Consider the following 17,583-nt stretch of genomic DNA (forward strand, 5'->3'; position numbering starts at 1 on the left):
TTCTATTTCACTTTATTTCTCGAATAACAACATGTTTAAAGAAATACTTAAATATGATGTAAATAAAAACAACTAAATTCAGGAGGTCATTATGAAAGCAATTATTTGCACAAAATACGGGCCACCTAACGTTCTCAAGCTTCAAGACGTAAAGAAACCCACTCCTAAAAAGAATGAAGTGTTAGTTAAGATTCACGCAACAAGTGTAACAACTGGAGATTGTAGAATGCGAAGCTTTACTAGTCCCCTTTTATTTTGGATTCCTATGCGAATTGTATTAGGTTTTAGGAAACCGAGAAAGCCTATACTCGGTGTAGAGTTATCTGGTGAAATTGAGGAAGTAGGAACAGATGTAACTCAATTCAAAAAGGGGGATCACATCTTTGCATTAACAGGACTTAACGTTGGTGGTTATGCTGAATACACATGTGTACATGAAAGCGGATTGATAGCATTAAAACCTACCAATGTGACGTATGATGAAGCTGCAGTTATTCCTTTCGGCGGAACTTCAGCATTACATTTTTTGAGAAAAGGACACATAAAAAAAGGACAGCAAGTACTTATATATGGCGCTTCCGGATCAGTAGGTACTGCCGCTGTACAACTTGCTAAATATTTCGGCGCGACTGTTACAGCTGTTTGTAGTAATTCAAATTTTGAGCTAGTGCAATCTTTAGGGGCTGATAACGTAATTGATTATATGAAAGAAGATTTTGCTGAACGAGGCGAACGCTACGATATTATATTTGATGCAGTTGGAAAGTATAAAAAATCCCTTTGTGAAAGAGCGTTAACGCCTAATGGAAAATACGTATCTGTTAATGGAACAATGGCAAAGGTCAGTAAAGACGATATGAACCTATTAAAACAACTAGCTGAAACAGAAAAGCTAAAACCTGTTATTGATAGAACTTACCGATTGGAAGAAGTTTCAGAAGCTCATACGTATGTAGAGATGGGACATAAGAAAGGCAATGTTTCGATTACCTTAAAATAAAATATATTCAGAAAATAACATTGACAATTCCTTTTGTAAGATTTACTATTAGTACCATATTTAAAAACTACATACACATACTCTTATCAAGAGTGGCGGAGGGACTGGCCCGATGATGCCCGGCAACCGAGCTTATAACGTATAAGCTAAGGTGCTAATTCCTGCAGAACGATTTTCGTTTTGGAAGATAAGAGAGGAACCTATTTCGTCTATTCGGCACCTCTCTTATTTTTGAGAGGTGCTTTTTATTTTGGAACGTATATTAAGGGGGAATTATAGATGAAAAAGATATTATTAAGTATTGTAAGTGGAGCTGTATTATTGTTAGGCGCATGTGGTGCTAATTCGGATAAAGAGGTAAAAGCATTAGATGAGAAAAAGATTACAGTTGGTGTAACAGGCGGACCGCATGAACAAATTTTTGAAAAGGTGAAAGAAGTTGCAGCAAAAGATGGCCTCCAAATCGATATAAAGGTATTTAATGATTATGTAGCACCAAACGTATCTTTAGATGAAAAAAGCCTCGATGTAAATAGCTACCAAACAAAATCTTATTTAGACGTATTTAAAGCTGAACGTAATATGAAATTAACTGAAGTATTTTCCACAGTAACATTCCCTATGGGTATATACTCTAAAAACTTAAAAGATGTAAAAGAATTAAAAGAGGGCGACGCAATTGCTGTCCCAAATGACCCAACAAATGAGTTGCGTGCTTTAAAGCTATTTGAAAAAGCAGGTGTTTTAAAAGTTGATCCAAAAGCTACAGAAAAAGCGACTGCAAAAGATGTAATTGAAAATCCGAAAAATTTAAAGATTGTTGAATTAGAGGCATCTCAATTACCAACGCAGCTAAGTGAAGTGAAGGCAGCTGCGATTAATACAAACTTTGCATTAGGTGCAAAATTAAGTCCAGCAAAAGATTCTATTTTCCGCGAGGGAAAAGATTCACCATATGTGAACTGGGTCGTTGTTCGTACTGAAAATAAAGATGATGCTGTTGTAAATAAATTAAAGAAAGCTTATCAATCTAAAGAAGTAAAAGATTTCATTGAGAAAAAATTCGATGGTTCTGTTTTACCGTCTTGGTAGGAGCTGACTATAATGATTGAATTAAAAAACATCTCCAAAGTATTTTCAACAAAAAAAGGGAATGTTGAGGCCCTTAAACCAACTTCCCTTAAAGTAAAAAAGGGTGAAGTATTTGGAATCATCGGATATAGCGGCGCTGGTAAAAGTACATTAATTCGTTGTGTAAATTTATTAGAAAAACCAACGACAGGAAATATCATTATAAACGAACAAGATTTAACAACCTTATCGACGAAAGAACTCGCAAAAGCGAGACAAAAAATCGGCATGATTTTTCAAGGATTCAATTTACTTAAAACCGTTAGCGTTTATGAAAACATCGCACTACCCTTACGCCTATCTGGTCTTCCCAAAAATGAAATTGCAAAAAGGGTAGAAAAGTATTTACGCATTGTTGATCTCTTTAATAAAAAAGATGCCTATCCAAGTGAATTATCTGGTGGTCAAAAACAACGTGTAGCAATCGCTCGCGCACTATCTCATGAGCCAGAAGTTTTATTAAGTGATGAAGCAACGAGCGCATTAGATCCGGAAACGACCGATTCTATTCTTGATTTATTATTAAAGATCAACGAAGAAATCGGAATTACGATTTTGCTAATTACACACGAAATGAATGTCATCCAGCGTATTTGTGACCAAGTTGCTGTAATGGAACATGGATCTGTCGTTGAAAGTGGAACAGTGAAGGACATTTTTACAGATCCACAACATGTAACAACGAAGAAATTTGTAAATAGCGCGTTTGCAGCTAAAATTCCAGAAGAGGTACAGAAAGAACTACAAAGCACCGGGGAAATCGTAACACTTTCATTTATAGGAACCGCTTCAGGAGAACCAGCGTTAGCTGTCGCTACAAAACGTTTCCACGTATATCCTAATATTTTATCAGGCAATATTACGCAGTTAAAACATGAGGCATATGGGAAACTGGTCGTTCATATGCAAGGTGAAAAAAGTGAAGTACACCGTGCCTTATCATTTTTACAAGAACAAGGAATTATCGTAGAAGGAGGTAGAACAGATTATGGGAAACAAGTCCTTTTTGGATGAGTGGGGTAACGTAATATGGGAAGCAACAATTCAAACCTTTCAAATGACATCTATTTCACTACTTATCTCTATTCTTATTGCATTACCACTCGGCGTCACACTTGTTTTAACGAGACCTGGTGGACAGCGAGAAAATAAAATTATCTATCCTATTCTTAATACAGTTATTAATATCATTCGTTCTCTTCCATTTATCATTCTATTATTCTTCATTTTACCTTTTACAAAGTTTCTAATGGGAACGTCCATTGGCGTGCAAGGTGTTATCGTACCACTTGTTGTCTTCACAGCCCCTTACATTGCCCGTTTAATGGAAACTGCTTTATTAGAAGTGGACCGTGGTGTCATTGAAGCATATCAAGCAATGGGAGTCTCTACTTTAAAAATCATTTGGCACGTTATGGTTAAAGAAGCTCGCCCGTCTCTCGTACTTGGATTAACAATCGCAACGATCGGCTTAATCGGTGCAACAGCAATGGCTGGACTTGTAGGTGCTGGCGGCCTTGGTGATTTAGCATATCGATTCGGGCATTTACGCTACGAACCTGAAGTAATGTATGCAACAGTCTTTATTTTGATTATCCTCGTTCAAGGATTACAGTCATTAGGGAATGGTGTTGCACGAAGATTGAAGAAAGATTAAAAAGAAGGTATCTCACGGAAATGAGATACCCTCTTTTTAATTATAAAATTATCTCTTAAATCCACCTTCTGAATGAATAACTTGCCCTGTAATCCATTCGGCTTCTTCGCTCACTAAAAACTTAATAAGTCTTGCTGCATCCTTTGGCTCACCAATTCTGCCGAAAGGAAACATCGGTCTTAATCCTTGCTTTATCTCCTCAGTCATCCATCCTGTACTAGTTGGACCTGGATTAATTGCATTCACTGTTATCCCTAAATGGGCCACTTCCGCTGACAACGTACTAGTAAGAGCGTCAATTGCTCCCTTCGTTGTTGCATACGCTAATTCTCCTGCCATAGGTCCTTTAAATTGTCCCGACGTCATATTCACAATTCTACCACCAGATTTCTTATCAAAACCTTGGGCAAATTGACTACTTAACAATGTAGTCGCACGAACATTTACCATGTAGTGCTTATCTAGTTCTTCAGCAGTCAAATTAGAGAAATCATTATTTGTAGAATATGCTGCATTATTAATTAATATATGAGGGTACCCTAATTGTTCAGTAACTTTATTTATAAGCTGATTTGATGCATCATTCTGAGTTAGATCTAACTCCATGCTCGATACTTTGACACCGTTTTGTATCAACTTTTCTTTTAATTGTATTTGTTCATTTTTATCAACGCCCCAAGGCATCTCTTTATCGTATTCTGTCCAATACGTAAAAAATATATCGTATCCAGCCTCTGCTAACTCCGTGCAAATAGCTGCTCCTATACCGTCTAGACGACTTACACCTGTAACAACAGCTACTTTATTTTTTAATTGATTCATCATATACTCCTCCAAAGTTAAAGGGCGCATATTTTATATAAGAGATATAAATTTCCCCACATAGGCATCTATCCTTACAAAAGGGATTTACAAGCTAAATATGCAGTCCTTGAATGATTTACAGATAGCTAAATAAACCTCACTTACGAGAGAAAAATTCATCTATCTAATTTCTAATCATTACAAGTTCATCCACATATCTACTCTTTGCCTCCTTTTGATATATCTCCATTATTAGTCTACCAAAATAGATGAAATGTTACAAAAAATATAACAATTACTCCTAACCTATTTTTGTTCACATTTCCTCCATTGTGAATTTATTCACAATGGATATATAATAAACATGTAAATACAATACATTGGAGGGATTTCAATGGTTATCAATTTTTTAAGAACTGATAAACGCGCTACTTTCATATTATTATTTTTACGACTTTACATAGGATATGCATGGCTCGCTGCTGGAATAGGAAAAGTTTTTGGACAGTCTTTTGATGCAAGTGGTTTTCTAAAAGGAGCTATCGCTCAAGCATCAGGTGACCACCCTGCAGTACAAGGTTGGTGGGCAGATTTTCTTCAACATTTTGTTCTTCCAAACGCAGACCTATTTAGCTTTTTAGTTCAATGGGGAGAAATTTTAGTAGGGCTAGGTTTGATTTTAGGTGGATTAACAAAAACAGCTGCATTTTTCGGCATCATAATGAACCTTTCATTTTTATTAAGCGGAACTGTTAGTGTAAACCCAAACCTGCTTATTTTAACTATGTTCATTTTAGTTGCAGGACATAATGCTGGACGTATTGGATTAGATGGTTATGTTTTCCCAAAACTTTTCAAAAAAAATAACCGTGAAGCATATAAATTAAATAAAACTGCATAAGAATAGTTCATCTTTTAAATATAAATAAGGAAAGAGCCTACATTCAGGCTCTTTTCTCATTTACACCAAAACATTTCACAGTTTGCCTTATCCGAAATGTTAAACTCAATCCTATATAACCGAATAAATGTGTACGACTTTATTTCAAGCACCTAAAAAGCTTAAAGACTAAAACAAGCCATTATAAAACCCTAAATTCTTTCATACTTTCTCCAAGAATATAGTGTGAAAACCACATCAAATTCTGCTTCATAATAGCCACATTAATTCCTGGCTGGTCAGAACTATATGCCATTCCTTTAAAAATAATTAATTCTGTATCAACTTCCATATCCCTTAACCCTTGATATAGCTCATATGCATTGGAAGTTGGAATCCTTGCATCCTTTTCGCCATGTTGGATTAAGGTAGGCGTACAGGCTGATTTAATATATGTCATTGGCGATGTTTTCGTATATATATCTGGATCATTCCATGGAGTATTTCCTAAATGCATTCTAATAAAGTAAGGGATATCTGTATTTACATAATGGGTACTCCAGTTAGTAATTCCGCCCCCAACTGAAATAGCTTTAAATCTATTACTAAACGTAGAACAGAAGGCTGATATATATCCTCCGTTACTCCATCCCATAACCCCTACTCTATCTTTATCTGCAATCCCTTGCTCAACTAGTTTATCCACTCCAGATATAACATCATCGTAGTCAGCAATTCCCTGTTTTCTATAGTTGGCTTTTAAGAACTCATTACCATAGCCAGAACTTCCCCTATAGTTTGGCTCTAAAACGATAAAGCCTTTTTCAACAAACTGTTCAATCGGATATTTCTCATTAAAACAGTCTGAAAATATCGGAAAGGATGCCCAAGCCGGACCACCATGGATTACTACTAATAAGGGATATTTTTTATTTATATCAAACTCTACTGGGGTTGATATAACACCCTCTATTTCAAGACCATCACTACTTTTCCATGAGATTATTTCCCTATTACTTTTAAGCTTTCCTTCGAAAAAGATATTTTCATTCGTTATTTTTTTATCGTCTAAATAGATTTCAAAGGTTTCATTTGTAATAGCTTTATTATAGGATATATGTTTTCCATCCCTTGTTATAGAAGCATCCATTATAAAGCCATCTACGTTTTCACTTAACATTTCTACAGTGCCTTCCTCACATAGCAACCCAATGAGATAATTAGTTTTATCCTGCCATCTAATTAAAATCCCCTTATCTGTCCACTGTAATGGCATAACCGTACTATCAAAGTTTGTTAGAGGCTGAATTACCTCTCCAGTATTCATATCATATATCTCTAATGTACTGTCTTGTATATGAGTCTTATAGTACTCCTTCTCCCTTATGCTTGCTGAGTAACATATTTTGCTACCTTCAGGAGAAAAGCAAACGCTCCCTCCCAACAACTTATCTATATTCATCTTTTGTAGTTCTCCAGCTTCAATATCTAATATGTATAAATCACCATTCATATAATCATTTAGGCTTGGTGTAGCTATAAATACAACCTTTTTCCCATCATTTGAAATATCAAAGTTATGTATATAAAAATCCTTACCCTCAGTTAATTGATAAAGACCGCTAACCTCTCGTTCCTCTTTATCATTTTGTATCACTTTTTCTATTTCAATGTAATATAAACAATTATTCCGATGTTCCTTACCTGCATGTTGGAAGTCCCCATATAGCTCTTTACGTTTCTTTATTTCCTCACATTCTTTTGACTGTGCAACATAATAAAAACCTTTACCAGTAGGCTCCCATTTGAATGTACTGACCCCTTCTTCCTCATCAGTAATTTGTAACTCACTATAACCATCTATTGACTTAACAAAGATTTGATTTTTCTTATTATCCCCCTCACCAACTGGGCTAAGGTATGCGATATCCCTAGAATCTGGGGACCATAATGGGTGTATACTGTCTATATCCCCAGTTGTTAATGGGTAACTCTGCTCCTTATCTTTTTCATATATCCATATATGATTCCTATATGCATTGTCTTTCCAGTTAGCTGTCTTCTTAACAAATGCTACGCCTTTGCCGTCATCACTTATATTTGTACTTGATAAGGTTGGTAATGAAATAATCTCTTCTATACTTAAATATGTTTTTTCTTTCACCTTCATTAATAAACCCCCTCGTAATGTCTAGTAATCTAATTTGTTCAATAAAGTGAAACTTTAATCAGTGTTTTTTTTCCATCAACGAATATCTGAAAAAACAACAGAAAATTCAGTTAAATAAAAGTAGTTCCGTCCCAAATCCGATAAAACCTCATGCTGTCTGCCGGTTTTTATACTTTTTAAATCCCACTGCCAGTTCCTTGCCCCTCTTTAATCCACTTATCGATTTTAGATGTTCTTTTTTTTCGACACAAAAATGCCCCTTTAGATAATCATATCCAAAGGGGCAAAGCTTCACAACTTTTTTATAAACGTCGTGACTTTATTTTAAATTTACAATAATCTAGTTACTCTATCAATCTCCTACTCAACAGTAACAGATTTAGCTAAGTTACGTGGCTTATCAACGTCACATTCGCGGTGAAGCGCTGCGTAGTATGAGATAAGTTGGAATGGAATAACTGCTACTAGCGGTGCTAGTGCTTCGTGTACAGCTGGTAATACGAAGCTGTCTCCTTCCATTTCTAAGCCTTTCATTGAAATGATACATGGGTTAGCTCCGCGTGCTACTACTTCTTTCACGTTACCACGAATTCCAAGGTTTACGTGCTCTTGTGTAGCAAGGGCGATAACTGGTGTACCGTTTTCGATTAAGGCGATTGTACCGTGTTTTAATTCTCCTCCAGCAAATCCTTCTGCTTGGATGTAAGAGATTTCTTTTAGTTTTAACGCACCTTCTAAACCTACGAAGAAGTCTACGCTACGTCCGATGAAGAAGCAGTTACGCGTTGTTGCTAAAAATTGTTTTGCTAATGCGTCCATCTCTTCTTTTTGATCACAAAGTACTACCATTGCATTTGCTACAAGTCCTAATTCATGTGTTAAATCGAAATCAAGAACCTCACCTTTTGCTTTTGCAATGTCAGCCGCTAAGATTGAAAGTACTGCAAGCTGTGCTGTGTATGCTTTCGTCGATGCAACTGCGATTTCTGGTCCCGCATATAAAGGAAGTGTATAATCAGCTTCACGAGAAAGCGTAGAACCAGGTACGTTTGTAATTGTTAATGCTTTATGACCCATTTCATTTGTTTGCACAAGTACTGCACGGCTATCAGCTGTTTCACCACTTTGTGAAATGTAAATGAAGAATGGTCTTTCTGTTAATAATGGCATGTTGTAAGAGAATTCACTTGCTACATGTACTTCAACTGGTACTTTCGCAAATTTCTCAATGAATTGTTTTCCAACAAGACCTGCATGGTAACTTGTTCCACATGCAATGATGTAAATACGATCGCTATCTAAAATCGCATTACGGATATCTTGATCTAATTCAATTTCGCCATTTTCATCTTGGTACTTTTGAATAATATTACGGATTACAAGTGGTTGCTCGTCGATTTCTTTTAGCATGAAATGAGGATACGTTCCTTTTTCAATATCACTTGCGTCTAATTCCGCTGTAAACGGTGCACGTTCAATCGTTTCACCTTGTAAGTTTTTAATTGTAATGCTTTCTTTTGTTACGATTACCATTTCTTTATCCATTAACTCGATAAATTGATCTGTAACTTGTAACATCGCCATAGCGTCGCTTGCAATAACATTAAAGTTATCACCAGCACCTACTAATAGCGGGCTTTTGTTTTTAGCAACATAAATCATGTTTGGATTTTCAGCATCAAGTAGTCCGATTGCGTAAGAACCATGTAAAAGAGATAACGTTTTTCGGAACGCATCTTCTACACTTAGTCCTGTACTTACTTGTTGTTCCATAAGCTGCACGATAATTTCTGTATCTGTTTCACTTACGAACGTTACATCTTGTAAATATTCTTTTTTCACTAATTCATAGTTTTCAATTACACCGTTATGAACTAGTGTAAAACGTTTTGATGTACTTTGATGCGGATGCGCGTTTAATTTGCTTGGAACACCGTGTGTAGCCCAGCGTGTGTGACCGATTCCCACGCTTGCTGCTACATTCTCTTCTACGACTTCGCGAAGTTTTGCAATACGGCCTTTTTCTTTGTATACAATAACACCGTTCTCTGCTTGTACTGCAATACCTGCTGAATCATATCCGCGATATTCTAGCTTTTCTAAACCTTTTAATAAAATTTCCTTTGCATCTTGCTCTCCAATAAATCCTACGATTCCACACATGTTTAGTCGCCGTTACAAATGCTTACACTGCTCTGCGAACATGTAACGACATAGTCCGATACCATTTTTATTTATACTAAAAAACGGATTACATATTGCTAGCCCTGTAAGCTTGTAACGGCTTTCACCTTCCTCTCGATTGGGTTAAAGTCCGTATATACTTATACAGCTAGTATTCATCCGTTCCTCTTCTCTCATCACACTTTCACCTTTGTCCACTAAGTCACCTTAATGTTTTAAGTAAAAGATTGCGGTTGTGATGAACAACCGGGAGTCATCCGCCGAAATCTCGATAAACTCCACCTCGTCAACTACACTACTTGTAGTTCTGGCGCTTTTATAATTTACAATATTTCCTTTGAGAAAAAGAACAAGACCATCGTATAACAAACAATATAAATCGTCAATGAAATTTTTTTCATTGTCTATAAAATATATGAAAAAGGAGCACTTTTTGTGCTCCTTTTAAATAAAATCGGTTAATTATTCAACGCCAACTTCAGCTTTCACAACTTCTACAATACGATGTACATACCCATCACAAATTTCTTGTGTCGGTGCTTCTGCCATTACACGAATAAGTGGTTCTGTTCCAGATGGACGAACAAGAATACGACCGTCTCCGTTCATTTCTTCCTCTACAACACGAATAATTTCTTTAATTTTCTCATTTTCTAGTGCTAGTTTCTTGTCTGTTACACGAACATTTACTAGTAATTGCGGGAATTTTGTCATCTCGCCTGCAAGCTCAGATAATGGTTTTTTCGTCATTTTCATGATATTTACAAGTTGAAGTGCACTTAACATTCCATCACCAGTTGTAATGTAATCAAGTAAGATAATATGACCTGATTGTTCTCCGCCCAGGTTATATCCACCACGTTTCATCTCTTCCATTACGTAGCGATCACCAACTGCTGTTTTATCACTTGTAATATTGTTTGCTTCAAGCGCTTTGTAGAAACCTAAGTTACTCATAACTGTTGAAACAACTGTATTATGTTTCAATTGGCCAGTTTCTTTCATATACTTCGCGCAAATAAACATAATTTGATCGCCATCAACGATGTTTCCTTTTTCGTCTACTGCGATTAAACGGTCTCCGTCACCATCAAAAGCAAGACCAATATCAGCACCTTTTTCTTTTACTAATTCAGCTAACACTTCTGGATGCGTAGAACCTACTCCAGCGTTAATATTCATACCGTTCGGTGAAGTTCCCATTGTTGAAATATCAGCTTCTAAATCTGCAAATAAATATGGAGCTAAAGAAGATGTAGCACCATGTGCACAATCTAAAGCAATATGTAAACCAGAGAAATCTTCCTCTACAGTTTGTTTAATGTATTGTAAATATTTTTGTCCACCTTCAAAGTAATCACTCACTTGTCCAAGGTTAGTACCTGTTGGACGTGGTAGCTCATCAACTTCTTTGTCTAATAACGCTTCAATTTCTGCTTCTTGCTCATCTGTTAATTTAAATCCATCTGAACCGAAGAACTTAATTCCATTATCTTGTACTGGGTTATGAGATGCAGAGATCATAACACCTGCTTGCGCCCCTAACGCTTTTGTTAAATAAGCCACACCTGGTGTAGAAATAACACCAAGGCGCATTACTTCCGCTCCAGTTGATAATAGGCCTGCTACTAAAGCTCCTTCTAGCATATGTCCAGATACACGTGTATCACGGCCAATAATTACTTTTGGACGATCTGTATCTTTTGTTAATACATAGCCGCCAAAACGTCCTATTTTAAAAGCTAATTCAGGTGTTAATTCCTTATTTGCAACCCCACGTACTCCGTCTGTACCAAAATATTTACCCATTATTATTCGCTCCTTTTTCGTGCTCTTTTTGATTATCTACTGTTGGTTCTTGGCTCGTTTCTTGGCCATTTTCTTTTTCTTTGTCTTTATCTTTTTCCTGATCCTTTTCTGGATTAGGTTCAGGATTTTTTGGTTTTTCAGTTTGATTTTCTTGATTGTTTTTTGAATCTGGTTGTTCAATATTACCCTGTACTTCTTTATCCGGCTTTTCTTTCTTCACAATTGTGACTTTAGCACTTTTTTGTTTTGCTTCTATCGAAATATTACCAGGACCACTCACTTGAATAGAAACATCTTTCGTCCCCGGAGATACATTTTGCAGATTAATCGCCGCTGTTATTTGAGCAGCTGTTATTTTATCTACTATACTTGCTTCTCCTGAAATATCAACGCTTATCTTTCCATCTTGTGGCGAAAGTAGCTGCGCAGTAACATCATTCGGAATTCCACTTTTTTGAATCGGGATACCATCAATAGTTTTACTTTTCGTTTGTTTTACTTTTTGTACCCCTATGGAAACCTTCACTTGATTTGGTTTTGCACTTGTTACACCTTTTGGCAATAAAACAGAGGCATCGAATGTTGTAGAATCCGTCAATTGACTAAGATCTACCTCGACCCCCTCTATAGATTGTATATTATCCAAAATGTCTTTTGGACCTGCTATCGTTACTTCTTTTGGTTCAACACTAATATTTGTAACAGCTAAACCTTCTGGTAGATTCCCTTTTTTCGAATATGTTAAAGGAACTGTTTTTTCGACATTATTTGCTGTAGCTTGTGTCGCTACATTCACCGTTACACTTATTTTAGATGGACTTGTTTTTACATTTAAACGTTTTCCTTCTTTATTGTATAATGTAACGTCTGCTGTTTTTGTAACTGTTTTATTAACACCTTTTAAATCTATATATGCCTTAGCAGATGAAATACTTTCTATTTCTTCTTTTGTTCCAACTACTTCAACAGTGTCAGGCTTAATACTTGATTTCTCAATGGTAGCACCTGCTGGCATCTGGTCTTCATTTGATAATTTTAAATCTACATGAACATACTTTTTCGCTTTTTCATGAAGAGTGACTTTAATTGTTGCTGGCTGAACTGTCCCCTTCACATCATCTGGAAGCCCGTTCGCTTTTAAAGAAACTTCATAAGTTCCTTTTTGACTATCTCGCAAATCAACTGATATATCAAATTGTTTTTTTGCTTTTGCTGTAGCAACTGCTGATTTTGGGCCTTCCAACTTCACCTTGACTCCACCTGCTGGAATACCACTTACAATATATTTCTCTTCATCATACTTAAGGGTAATAGGATAATCAGTTAATGTTTCTTTCGTTTCATTTACGAAAGGTAATATACTCGATGTCGTATTTTTTTCAGTTAAAGTTGCTGACATAAAAAGCATACACGCCAATAGTAATGAGATTCCTTTTAAAAACCAATGATTCTCCATTAACTTATCCATGACGCTTTCTCCTCCAATTCCATAAAGACGAAGAAGTCGTTTTTTCGTTCCCACTAAATTCAGCTAACAACATATCCTTTAGCTGTTCTGTCTTCAAATCACGATGTAACTCACCGTTTTTCGTTAAAGAAATTTGGCCTGTTTCTTCCGACACAACTACTGTAATACTATCGGTGACTTCACTAACTCCCATTGCAGCACGATGCCTAGTTCCTAACTCCTTAGAAATAAATGGGCTTTCTGATAAAGGAAGGTAACATGCTGCTGCTTTAATTGTACTTCCCTGCATAATTACTGCTCCATCATGAAGAGGGGTATTAGGGATAAAAATATTAATGAGTAATTCCGATGATACATTTGCATTTAGCGGAATACCCGTTTCTACATAATCATCCATCCCAGTCTCTTTTGACAAAGTAATTAGTGCACCAATTCTACGTTTTCCCATATATTCCGTTGCTTTAGCTATCGCTGTTGCAACAATTTCAGGTTCATCTTCCCCCTGATTTCCCACACGCGAAAATAAGCTACCCCGTCCTAGCTGCTCAAGTGCTCTTCTCAATTCTGGCTGGAAGATAATAATAACGGCTAAAAATCCCCACGTTAATACTTGTTCCGTTAGCCAATATAGCGTATGCAATTCAAGTAAAATACTAATCATCCGGACGACAATAATAACTGTAATACCTTTTAAAAGTTGCACAGCCTTCGTGCCCCGAATTATAAGAATTAGCTTATATATAATAAACCATACAACAGCAATATCTAATGCCGTACTAAGATATTTCAAAATGGTCGTATCTTCAAAAGGCATGCTAACCCTTCCTCCTACTTACGAGCAATTCTATCCATATATTGAAATATTATTTTATGCTCTATCTGTATGTATTTCCAACAACTAGTTAATTATACCATACATGAACCAAACGACAATTACAAACGCCCTCCTTTAGCTTAAATTGGTAAGATGTCAAACTTTCTTATCCTACAGTATAATATAAGTCATTATTATACGCCTATTTTCAAATAAAAAAAGCAACTTCTCAGTTGCTTTTCTTACATTTATTTTAGTTTTTCACCGAATAAAGAACCCATTAAAGCAACCGCTGTTGTTGCTGTTCTATTTCTCTCATCTAAAATCGTATTTACTTCAACAAATTCAGCAGATGTAACAATATCAGCTTCTGCTAACATTTCCATCGCTAGGTGGCTTTCACGATACGATAGACCACCAATTACAGGTGTTCCAACTCCTGGTGCGTCATGAGGATCAAGCCCATCTAAATCTAATGATAAATGAACACCGTCAGTATGAGATAAATACGCAATTGTTTCTTCCATAACAGCCGTCATACCCATACGATCAATTTCATGCATTGAGAATACTTTAATGCCTTCTTCACGAATAAAGTCCTTTTCTCCTTCATCTAATGCACGTGCACCGATAATTACAACGTTCTCTTTCTTCACCTTTGGATATGACCCGTATAAGTCTACAAGTGAAGAATGTCCATATCCTAAACTTGCAGCAAGTGACATACCGTGAATATTTCCAGATGGTGAAGTCTCTTCTGTATTTAAATCACCGTGTGCATCGTACCAAATAACACCTAAATTTTTATAATGTTTCGCCACACCAGCTAACGTACCGATAGCAATACTATGATCGCCGCCCAATACAAGTGGAAAACGACCTTCTTCTATAATATGATCAACCTTAGTCGCTAGTTCGTTACATACAGTTGCAACTTGAGTAAGGTTTCGTAATTTTGTATTTTCATCTACTTCTTTTTCTCTCTCTATACATATATCTCCCATATCTTTTACGTCATATCCAATTTGTTCAATTCTTTCAACTACCCCTGCATAACGGATCGCGCTTGGTCCCATATCAACCCCACGACGCATCTGTCCTAAATCCATTGGAACTCCAATAACTGAGATTTCTTTTTTCATAGATAGTATCCCCCTTTTATGCCTTCACTAAATATTTTAAATCTTTTATATAGTCTGACTCAACTCGACATTTTTCTGCATGGATATACATTTTATTCACTTATATTTACGATAGAATCCCAATTTTTAAACCATTCTATGTATAAAGTTAACTTAATGAACCAACTAACTTTTCTATCAGCTAATATTTTTATCAGTGCTTTTCTCCATCACCACCTAGGATTACACAAGATACCCTCAAATAACTGGATAAAAAAAACACTTCTACATTTAGAAGCGTTTTTTTGATGCTAGTTTCCACACTGCTGCAATATTTTTTGCTGTCATTTCGATATTCTCTTCTGCCGCTTTATATGCTTCCTCTAATGTCATTGGGCTAGCCGTAATACTAAACACTGCATCAATTCCCTTTTCGTAAACAGTCGTATAATTCGAGGATACAGATCCACCAATAGCAATTACAGGAATATGACGACATTTCGCCCGCTTCGCGACACCAGCAGGAGCTTTTCCATAAGCTGTTTGTTCATCTATCCTTCCCTCACCAGTTACAATAAGATCGGCATCCTCTATACACTTATCAAAATTTGTATAATCTAATACAATTTCAATCCCTTTTCTTAGCTGTCCCCTTAGTACTGCAACGACAGCCGCTCCCATTCCTCCAGCTGCCCCTGCACCAGGTATTAGGGACACATCAAAAGATACATACTGTTTAAGTATATTAGCATAATGTTTTAAATTACCGTCTAGCTCTTTCATCATCTCTACATTCGCACCCTTTTGTCTCCCAAATACGAAAGACGCTCCCTTTGGTCCAACTAATGGATTGTCGACATCACATGCTGCTTCTAGCTTTATATCCTTCAAACGTGTATCCATACGAGAAAGGTTAAGAGCAGTAATCAAATGTAATGTTCCTCCAGAGGGCTCAATTACTTCACCTTTCCTATTAATAAACTCTACGCCTAAAGCAGACAACATACCTGCCCCACCATCATTTGTAGCACTTCCTCCAAGCCCTAAAATAATGTGTTTAGCTCCTTGATCTAATGCATGTAATATCAGTTCGCCTGTCCCTTTTGTCGTTGTAATAAGTGGGTTTCTCTTTTCAATTGAAACGTGTTGTAATCCTGATGCTGCCGCCATTTCAATAAATGCTGTCTCCCTATCCTTAGACATACCATAATAGGCTTGCACACTCTCTCCAAGCGGCCCTGTCACATTAAGTGATATAATTTCCCCCATTGTAGCACCAACAAGAGATTCGACCGTTCCTTCACCTCCATCTCCAATTGGTACTTTAACGTACTCTGCTTTAGGAAAAACTGCTGCAAAGCCCCTTTCAATAGCTTCACATACCTCTATAGCTTTCAGGCTTTCTTTATATGAATCCGATGCAATGACAACTTTCATAATTATCCCCCCCTTATTCAACCCCTTTTTTTCATTTTAAACGATATACGGAAAAGTTTCCTTTTTGAGTGAAATTTAAACACAAAAAAAGCTTACATCATTTGATGTAAGCTTTCCCTATTTATATGGAGCCTAGCGGGATCGAACCGCTGACCTCCTGCGTGCAAGGCAGGCGCTCTCCCAGCTGAGCTAAGGCCCCTTAGTAATTAAGCGGAAGACGGGATTCGAACCCGCGACCCCAACCTTGGCAAGGTTGTATTCTACCACTGAACTACTTCCGCGAAAATGGTGAGCCATGAAGGATTCGAACCTTCGACCCTCTGATTAAAAGTCAGATGCTCTACCAACTGAGCTAATGGCTCGTAAATGGCTGGGCTAGCTGGATTCGAACCAGCGCATGACGGAGTCAAAGTCCGTTGCCTTACCGCTTGGCTATAGCCCATTAATATTTACTAGTATGGTTATCTTTTCAAAAAAATAAACCCTCTCAGGTTATTTTAAAGAAAATGGTGGAGGGGGGCAGATTCGAACTGCCGAACCCAAAGGAGCGGATTTACAGTCCGCCGCGTTTAGCCACTTCGCTACCCCTCCGACATTTAAAAATATATGGTGGAGGATGACGGGATCGAACCGCCGACCCCCTGCTTGTAAGGCAGGTGCTCTCCCAGCTGAGCTAATCCTCCAAAAGTGGTGACCCGTACGGGATTCGAACCCGTGTTACCGCCGTGAAAGGGCGGTGTCTTAACCACTTGACCAACGGGCCAAAAAAAACAAAAACTTTTCCCAAGCTTCCAACCGGGCTTGAACCGGTGACCTCTTCCTTACCATGGAAGTACTCTACCAGCTGAGCTATGGAAGCATAATGGCTCCGCAGGTAGGAATCGAACCTACGACCGATCGGTTAACAGCCGATAGCTCTACCGCTGAGCTACTGCGGAATAATATAAGCCTGGCAACGTCCTACTCTCACAGGGACAAGGTCCCAACTACCATCGGCGCTAGAGAGCTTAACTTCCGTGTTCGGTATGGGAACGGGTGTGACCTCTCTGCCATCATTACCAGACTTTTATCATTATACACATTCTTTTGAGAATGTCAAAAGGAATTT

The 17,583-nt window shown here is 37.2% G+C and carries 13 protein-coding genes, 9 tRNA genes, 1 rRNA gene, 2 pseudogenes and 1 riboswitch; of the genes and pseudogenes, 5 read left to right on the forward strand and 20 right to left on the reverse strand.

What is annotated here, in order from left to right; translation table 11 throughout:
- Window positions 1–91: 91 nt before the first annotated feature.
- From I6L50_RS04060 to I6L50_RS04075, 4 genes are all read left to right on the forward strand, one after another.
- Window positions 92–1,000 (forward strand): NAD(P)-dependent alcohol dehydrogenase, encoded by a 909-nt coding sequence (locus tag I6L50_RS04060; protein WP_219300655.1) that lies wholly within the window; start codon window positions 92–94, stop codon window positions 998–1,000.
- Window positions 1,001–1,080: 80 nt separating this feature from the next.
- A riboswitch (SAM riboswitch) is annotated at window positions 1,081–1,194 on the forward strand.
- A gap of 85 nt (window positions 1,195–1,279) precedes the next feature.
- On the forward strand, window positions 1,280–2,092 hold the full coding sequence (locus I6L50_RS04065) for a MetQ/NlpA family ABC transporter substrate-binding protein (RefSeq protein WP_219300657.1): 813 nt from the start codon (window positions 1,280–1,282) through the stop codon (window positions 2,090–2,092).
- A 12-nt stretch (window positions 2,093–2,104) separates the two neighbouring features.
- Window positions 2,105–3,145, forward strand: a complete 1,041-nt coding sequence (locus I6L50_RS04070) for a methionine ABC transporter ATP-binding protein (RefSeq protein WP_219300659.1) — start codon at window positions 2,105–2,107, stop codon at window positions 3,143–3,145.
- A complete protein-coding gene (locus I6L50_RS04075) occupies window positions 3,120–3,788 on the forward strand; it encodes a methionine ABC transporter permease (protein WP_002124718.1) in 669 nt (222 codons plus the stop codon). Before I6L50_RS04070 ends, I6L50_RS04075 begins: the two co-directional genes overlap by 26 nt.
- 48 nt (window positions 3,789–3,836) lie before the next feature.
- Here the strand turns inward: I6L50_RS04075 and I6L50_RS04080 are convergent, their stop codons facing one another.
- Window positions 3,837–4,613, reverse strand: coding sequence for an SDR family oxidoreductase (locus tag I6L50_RS04080; protein WP_002124715.1), 777 nt, complete (start codon window positions 4,611–4,613; stop codon window positions 3,837–3,839).
- A gap of 373 nt (window positions 4,614–4,986) precedes the next feature.
- Between I6L50_RS04080 and I6L50_RS04085 the strand changes: the two genes are divergently transcribed.
- Window positions 4,987–5,493: a DoxX family membrane protein gene (locus tag I6L50_RS04085; RefSeq protein WP_219300662.1), complete on the forward strand. Its 507-nt coding sequence runs from the start codon at window positions 4,987–4,989 to the stop codon at window positions 5,491–5,493.
- A 181-nt stretch (window positions 5,494–5,674) separates the two neighbouring features.
- On the opposite strand, the gene I6L50_RS04090 is transcribed toward I6L50_RS04085, so the two are convergent.
- The 19 genes and pseudogenes from I6L50_RS04090 to rrf all read right to left on the reverse strand — a co-directional run bounded on the left by I6L50_RS04090 (window position 5,675) and on the right by rrf (window position 17,538).
- Entirely contained in the window at window positions 5,675–7,642 is a 1,968-nt protein-coding gene (locus I6L50_RS04090) for a S9 family peptidase (protein ID WP_219300664.1), read from the reverse strand.
- Between the two features lie 78 nt (window positions 7,643–7,720).
- Window positions 7,721–7,893, reverse strand: a pseudogene (locus I6L50_RS35650) (TnsA endonuclease N-terminal domain-containing protein); the annotation flags it as partial.
- 109 nt (window positions 7,894–8,002) lie between these two features.
- A complete protein-coding gene (gene glmS / locus I6L50_RS04095; RefSeq protein ID WP_002139926.1) occupies window positions 8,003–9,805 on the reverse strand; it encodes a glutamine--fructose-6-phosphate transaminase (isomerizing) in 1,803 nt (600 codons plus the stop codon).
- A 12-nt stretch (window positions 9,806–9,817) separates the two neighbouring features.
- Window positions 9,818–10,003 (reverse strand): annotated as a pseudogene (locus tag I6L50_RS04100) (hypothetical protein).
- A gap of 285 nt (window positions 10,004–10,288) precedes the next feature.
- Window positions 10,289–11,635: a phosphoglucosamine mutase gene (gene glmM / locus I6L50_RS04105; RefSeq protein ID WP_002139928.1), complete on the reverse strand. Its 1,347-nt coding sequence runs from the start codon at window positions 11,633–11,635 to the stop codon at window positions 10,289–10,291.
- Window positions 11,628–13,103 (reverse strand): CdaR family protein, encoded by a 1,476-nt coding sequence (locus I6L50_RS04110; protein WP_219300666.1) that lies wholly within the window; start codon window positions 13,101–13,103, stop codon window positions 11,628–11,630. The genes glmM and I6L50_RS04110 overlap by 8 nt, the downstream gene beginning before the upstream one ends.
- Window positions 13,096–13,917: a diadenylate cyclase CdaA gene (cdaA, locus tag I6L50_RS04115; RefSeq protein WP_002091475.1), complete on the reverse strand. Its 822-nt coding sequence runs from the start codon at window positions 13,915–13,917 to the stop codon at window positions 13,096–13,098. The genes I6L50_RS04110 and cdaA overlap by 8 nt, the downstream gene beginning before the upstream one ends.
- A 248-nt stretch (window positions 13,918–14,165) precedes the next feature.
- Entirely contained in the window at window positions 14,166–15,059 is an 894-nt protein-coding gene (gene rocF / locus I6L50_RS04120) for an arginase (RefSeq protein WP_113938306.1), read from the reverse strand.
- A 270-nt stretch (window positions 15,060–15,329) separates the two neighbouring features.
- Complete coding sequence (locus tag I6L50_RS04125) at window positions 15,330–16,475, reverse strand: glycerate kinase (protein WP_219300668.1); 1,146 nt, start codon at window positions 16,473–16,475, stop codon at window positions 15,330–15,332.
- Window positions 16,476–16,601: 126 nt separating this feature from the next.
- A tRNA-Ala gene (locus I6L50_RS04130) sits at window positions 16,602–16,674 on the reverse strand.
- A gap of 10 nt (window positions 16,675–16,684) precedes the next feature.
- Window positions 16,685–16,756, reverse strand: a tRNA-Gly gene (locus I6L50_RS04135).
- Window positions 16,757–16,761: 5 nt separating this feature from the next.
- Window positions 16,762–16,837, reverse strand: a tRNA-Lys gene (locus I6L50_RS04140).
- 5 nt (window positions 16,838–16,842) lie between these two features.
- Window positions 16,843–16,917, reverse strand: a tRNA-Gln gene (locus I6L50_RS04145).
- Between the two features lie 65 nt (window positions 16,918–16,982).
- Window positions 16,983–17,066 (reverse strand) — tRNA-Tyr (locus I6L50_RS04150).
- 16 nt (window positions 17,067–17,082) lie between these two features.
- A tRNA-Val gene (locus I6L50_RS04155) sits at window positions 17,083–17,158 on the reverse strand.
- A 5-nt stretch (window positions 17,159–17,163) separates the two neighbouring features.
- A tRNA-Glu gene (locus tag I6L50_RS04160) sits at window positions 17,164–17,238 on the reverse strand.
- Window positions 17,239–17,261: 23 nt separating this feature from the next.
- Window positions 17,262–17,334 (reverse strand) — tRNA-Thr (locus tag I6L50_RS04165).
- A 4-nt stretch (window positions 17,335–17,338) separates the two neighbouring features.
- Window positions 17,339–17,413, reverse strand: a tRNA-Asn gene (locus I6L50_RS04170).
- Between the two features lie 9 nt (window positions 17,414–17,422).
- Window positions 17,423–17,538: ribosomal RNA gene (rrf, locus tag I6L50_RS04175) — 5S ribosomal RNA — on the reverse strand.
- Window positions 17,539–17,583 lie beyond the last annotated feature (45 nt).

The organism is Bacillus sp. FDAARGOS_1420, assembly GCF_019344915.1.
In the GTDB taxonomy this organism is placed as follows: domain Bacteria; phylum Bacillota; class Bacilli; order Bacillales; family Bacillaceae_G; genus Bacillus_A; species Bacillus_A mycoides.

Bases quoted from the DNA above. Each gene is read 5' to 3' on its own strand.
- I6L50_RS04085 (WP_219300662.1), top strand. From the start codon at position 4,987: ATGGTTATCAATTTTTTAAGAACTGATAAACGCGCTACTTTCATATTA.
- I6L50_RS04080 (WP_002124715.1), bottom strand. From the start codon at position 4,613: ATGATGAATCAATTAAAAAATAAAGTAGCTGTTGTTACAGGTGTAAGT.
- rocF (WP_113938306.1), bottom strand. From the start codon at position 15,059: ATGAAAAAAGAAATCTCAGTTATTGGAGTTCCAATGGATTTAGGACAG.
- I6L50_RS04110 (WP_219300666.1), bottom strand. From the start codon at position 13,103: ATGGATAAGTTAATGGAGAATCATTGGTTTTTAAAAGGAATCTCATTA.
- cdaA (WP_002091475.1), bottom strand. From the start codon at position 13,917: ATGCCTTTTGAAGATACGACCATTTTGAAATATCTTAGTACGGCATTA.
- I6L50_RS04065 (WP_219300657.1), top strand. From the start codon at position 1,280: ATGAAAAAGATATTATTAAGTATTGTAAGTGGAGCTGTATTATTGTTA.
- glmS (WP_002139926.1), bottom strand. From the start codon at position 9,805: ATGTGTGGAATCGTAGGATTTATTGGAGAGCAAGATGCAAAGGAAATT.
- I6L50_RS04075 (WP_002124718.1), top strand. From the start codon at position 3,120: ATGGGAAACAAGTCCTTTTTGGATGAGTGGGGTAACGTAATATGGGAA.
- glmM (WP_002139928.1), bottom strand. From the start codon at position 11,635: ATGGGTAAATATTTTGGTACAGACGGAGTACGTGGGGTTGCAAATAAG.
- I6L50_RS04125 (WP_219300668.1), bottom strand. From the start codon at position 16,475: ATGAAAGTTGTCATTGCATCGGATTCATATAAAGAAAGCCTGAAAGCT.
- I6L50_RS04090 (WP_219300664.1), bottom strand. From the start codon at position 7,642: ATGAAGGTGAAAGAAAAAACATATTTAAGTATAGAAGAGATTATTTCA.
- I6L50_RS04060 (WP_219300655.1), top strand. From the start codon at position 92: ATGAAAGCAATTATTTGCACAAAATACGGGCCACCTAACGTTCTCAAG.
- I6L50_RS04070 (WP_219300659.1), top strand. From the start codon at position 2,105: ATGATTGAATTAAAAAACATCTCCAAAGTATTTTCAACAAAAAAAGGG.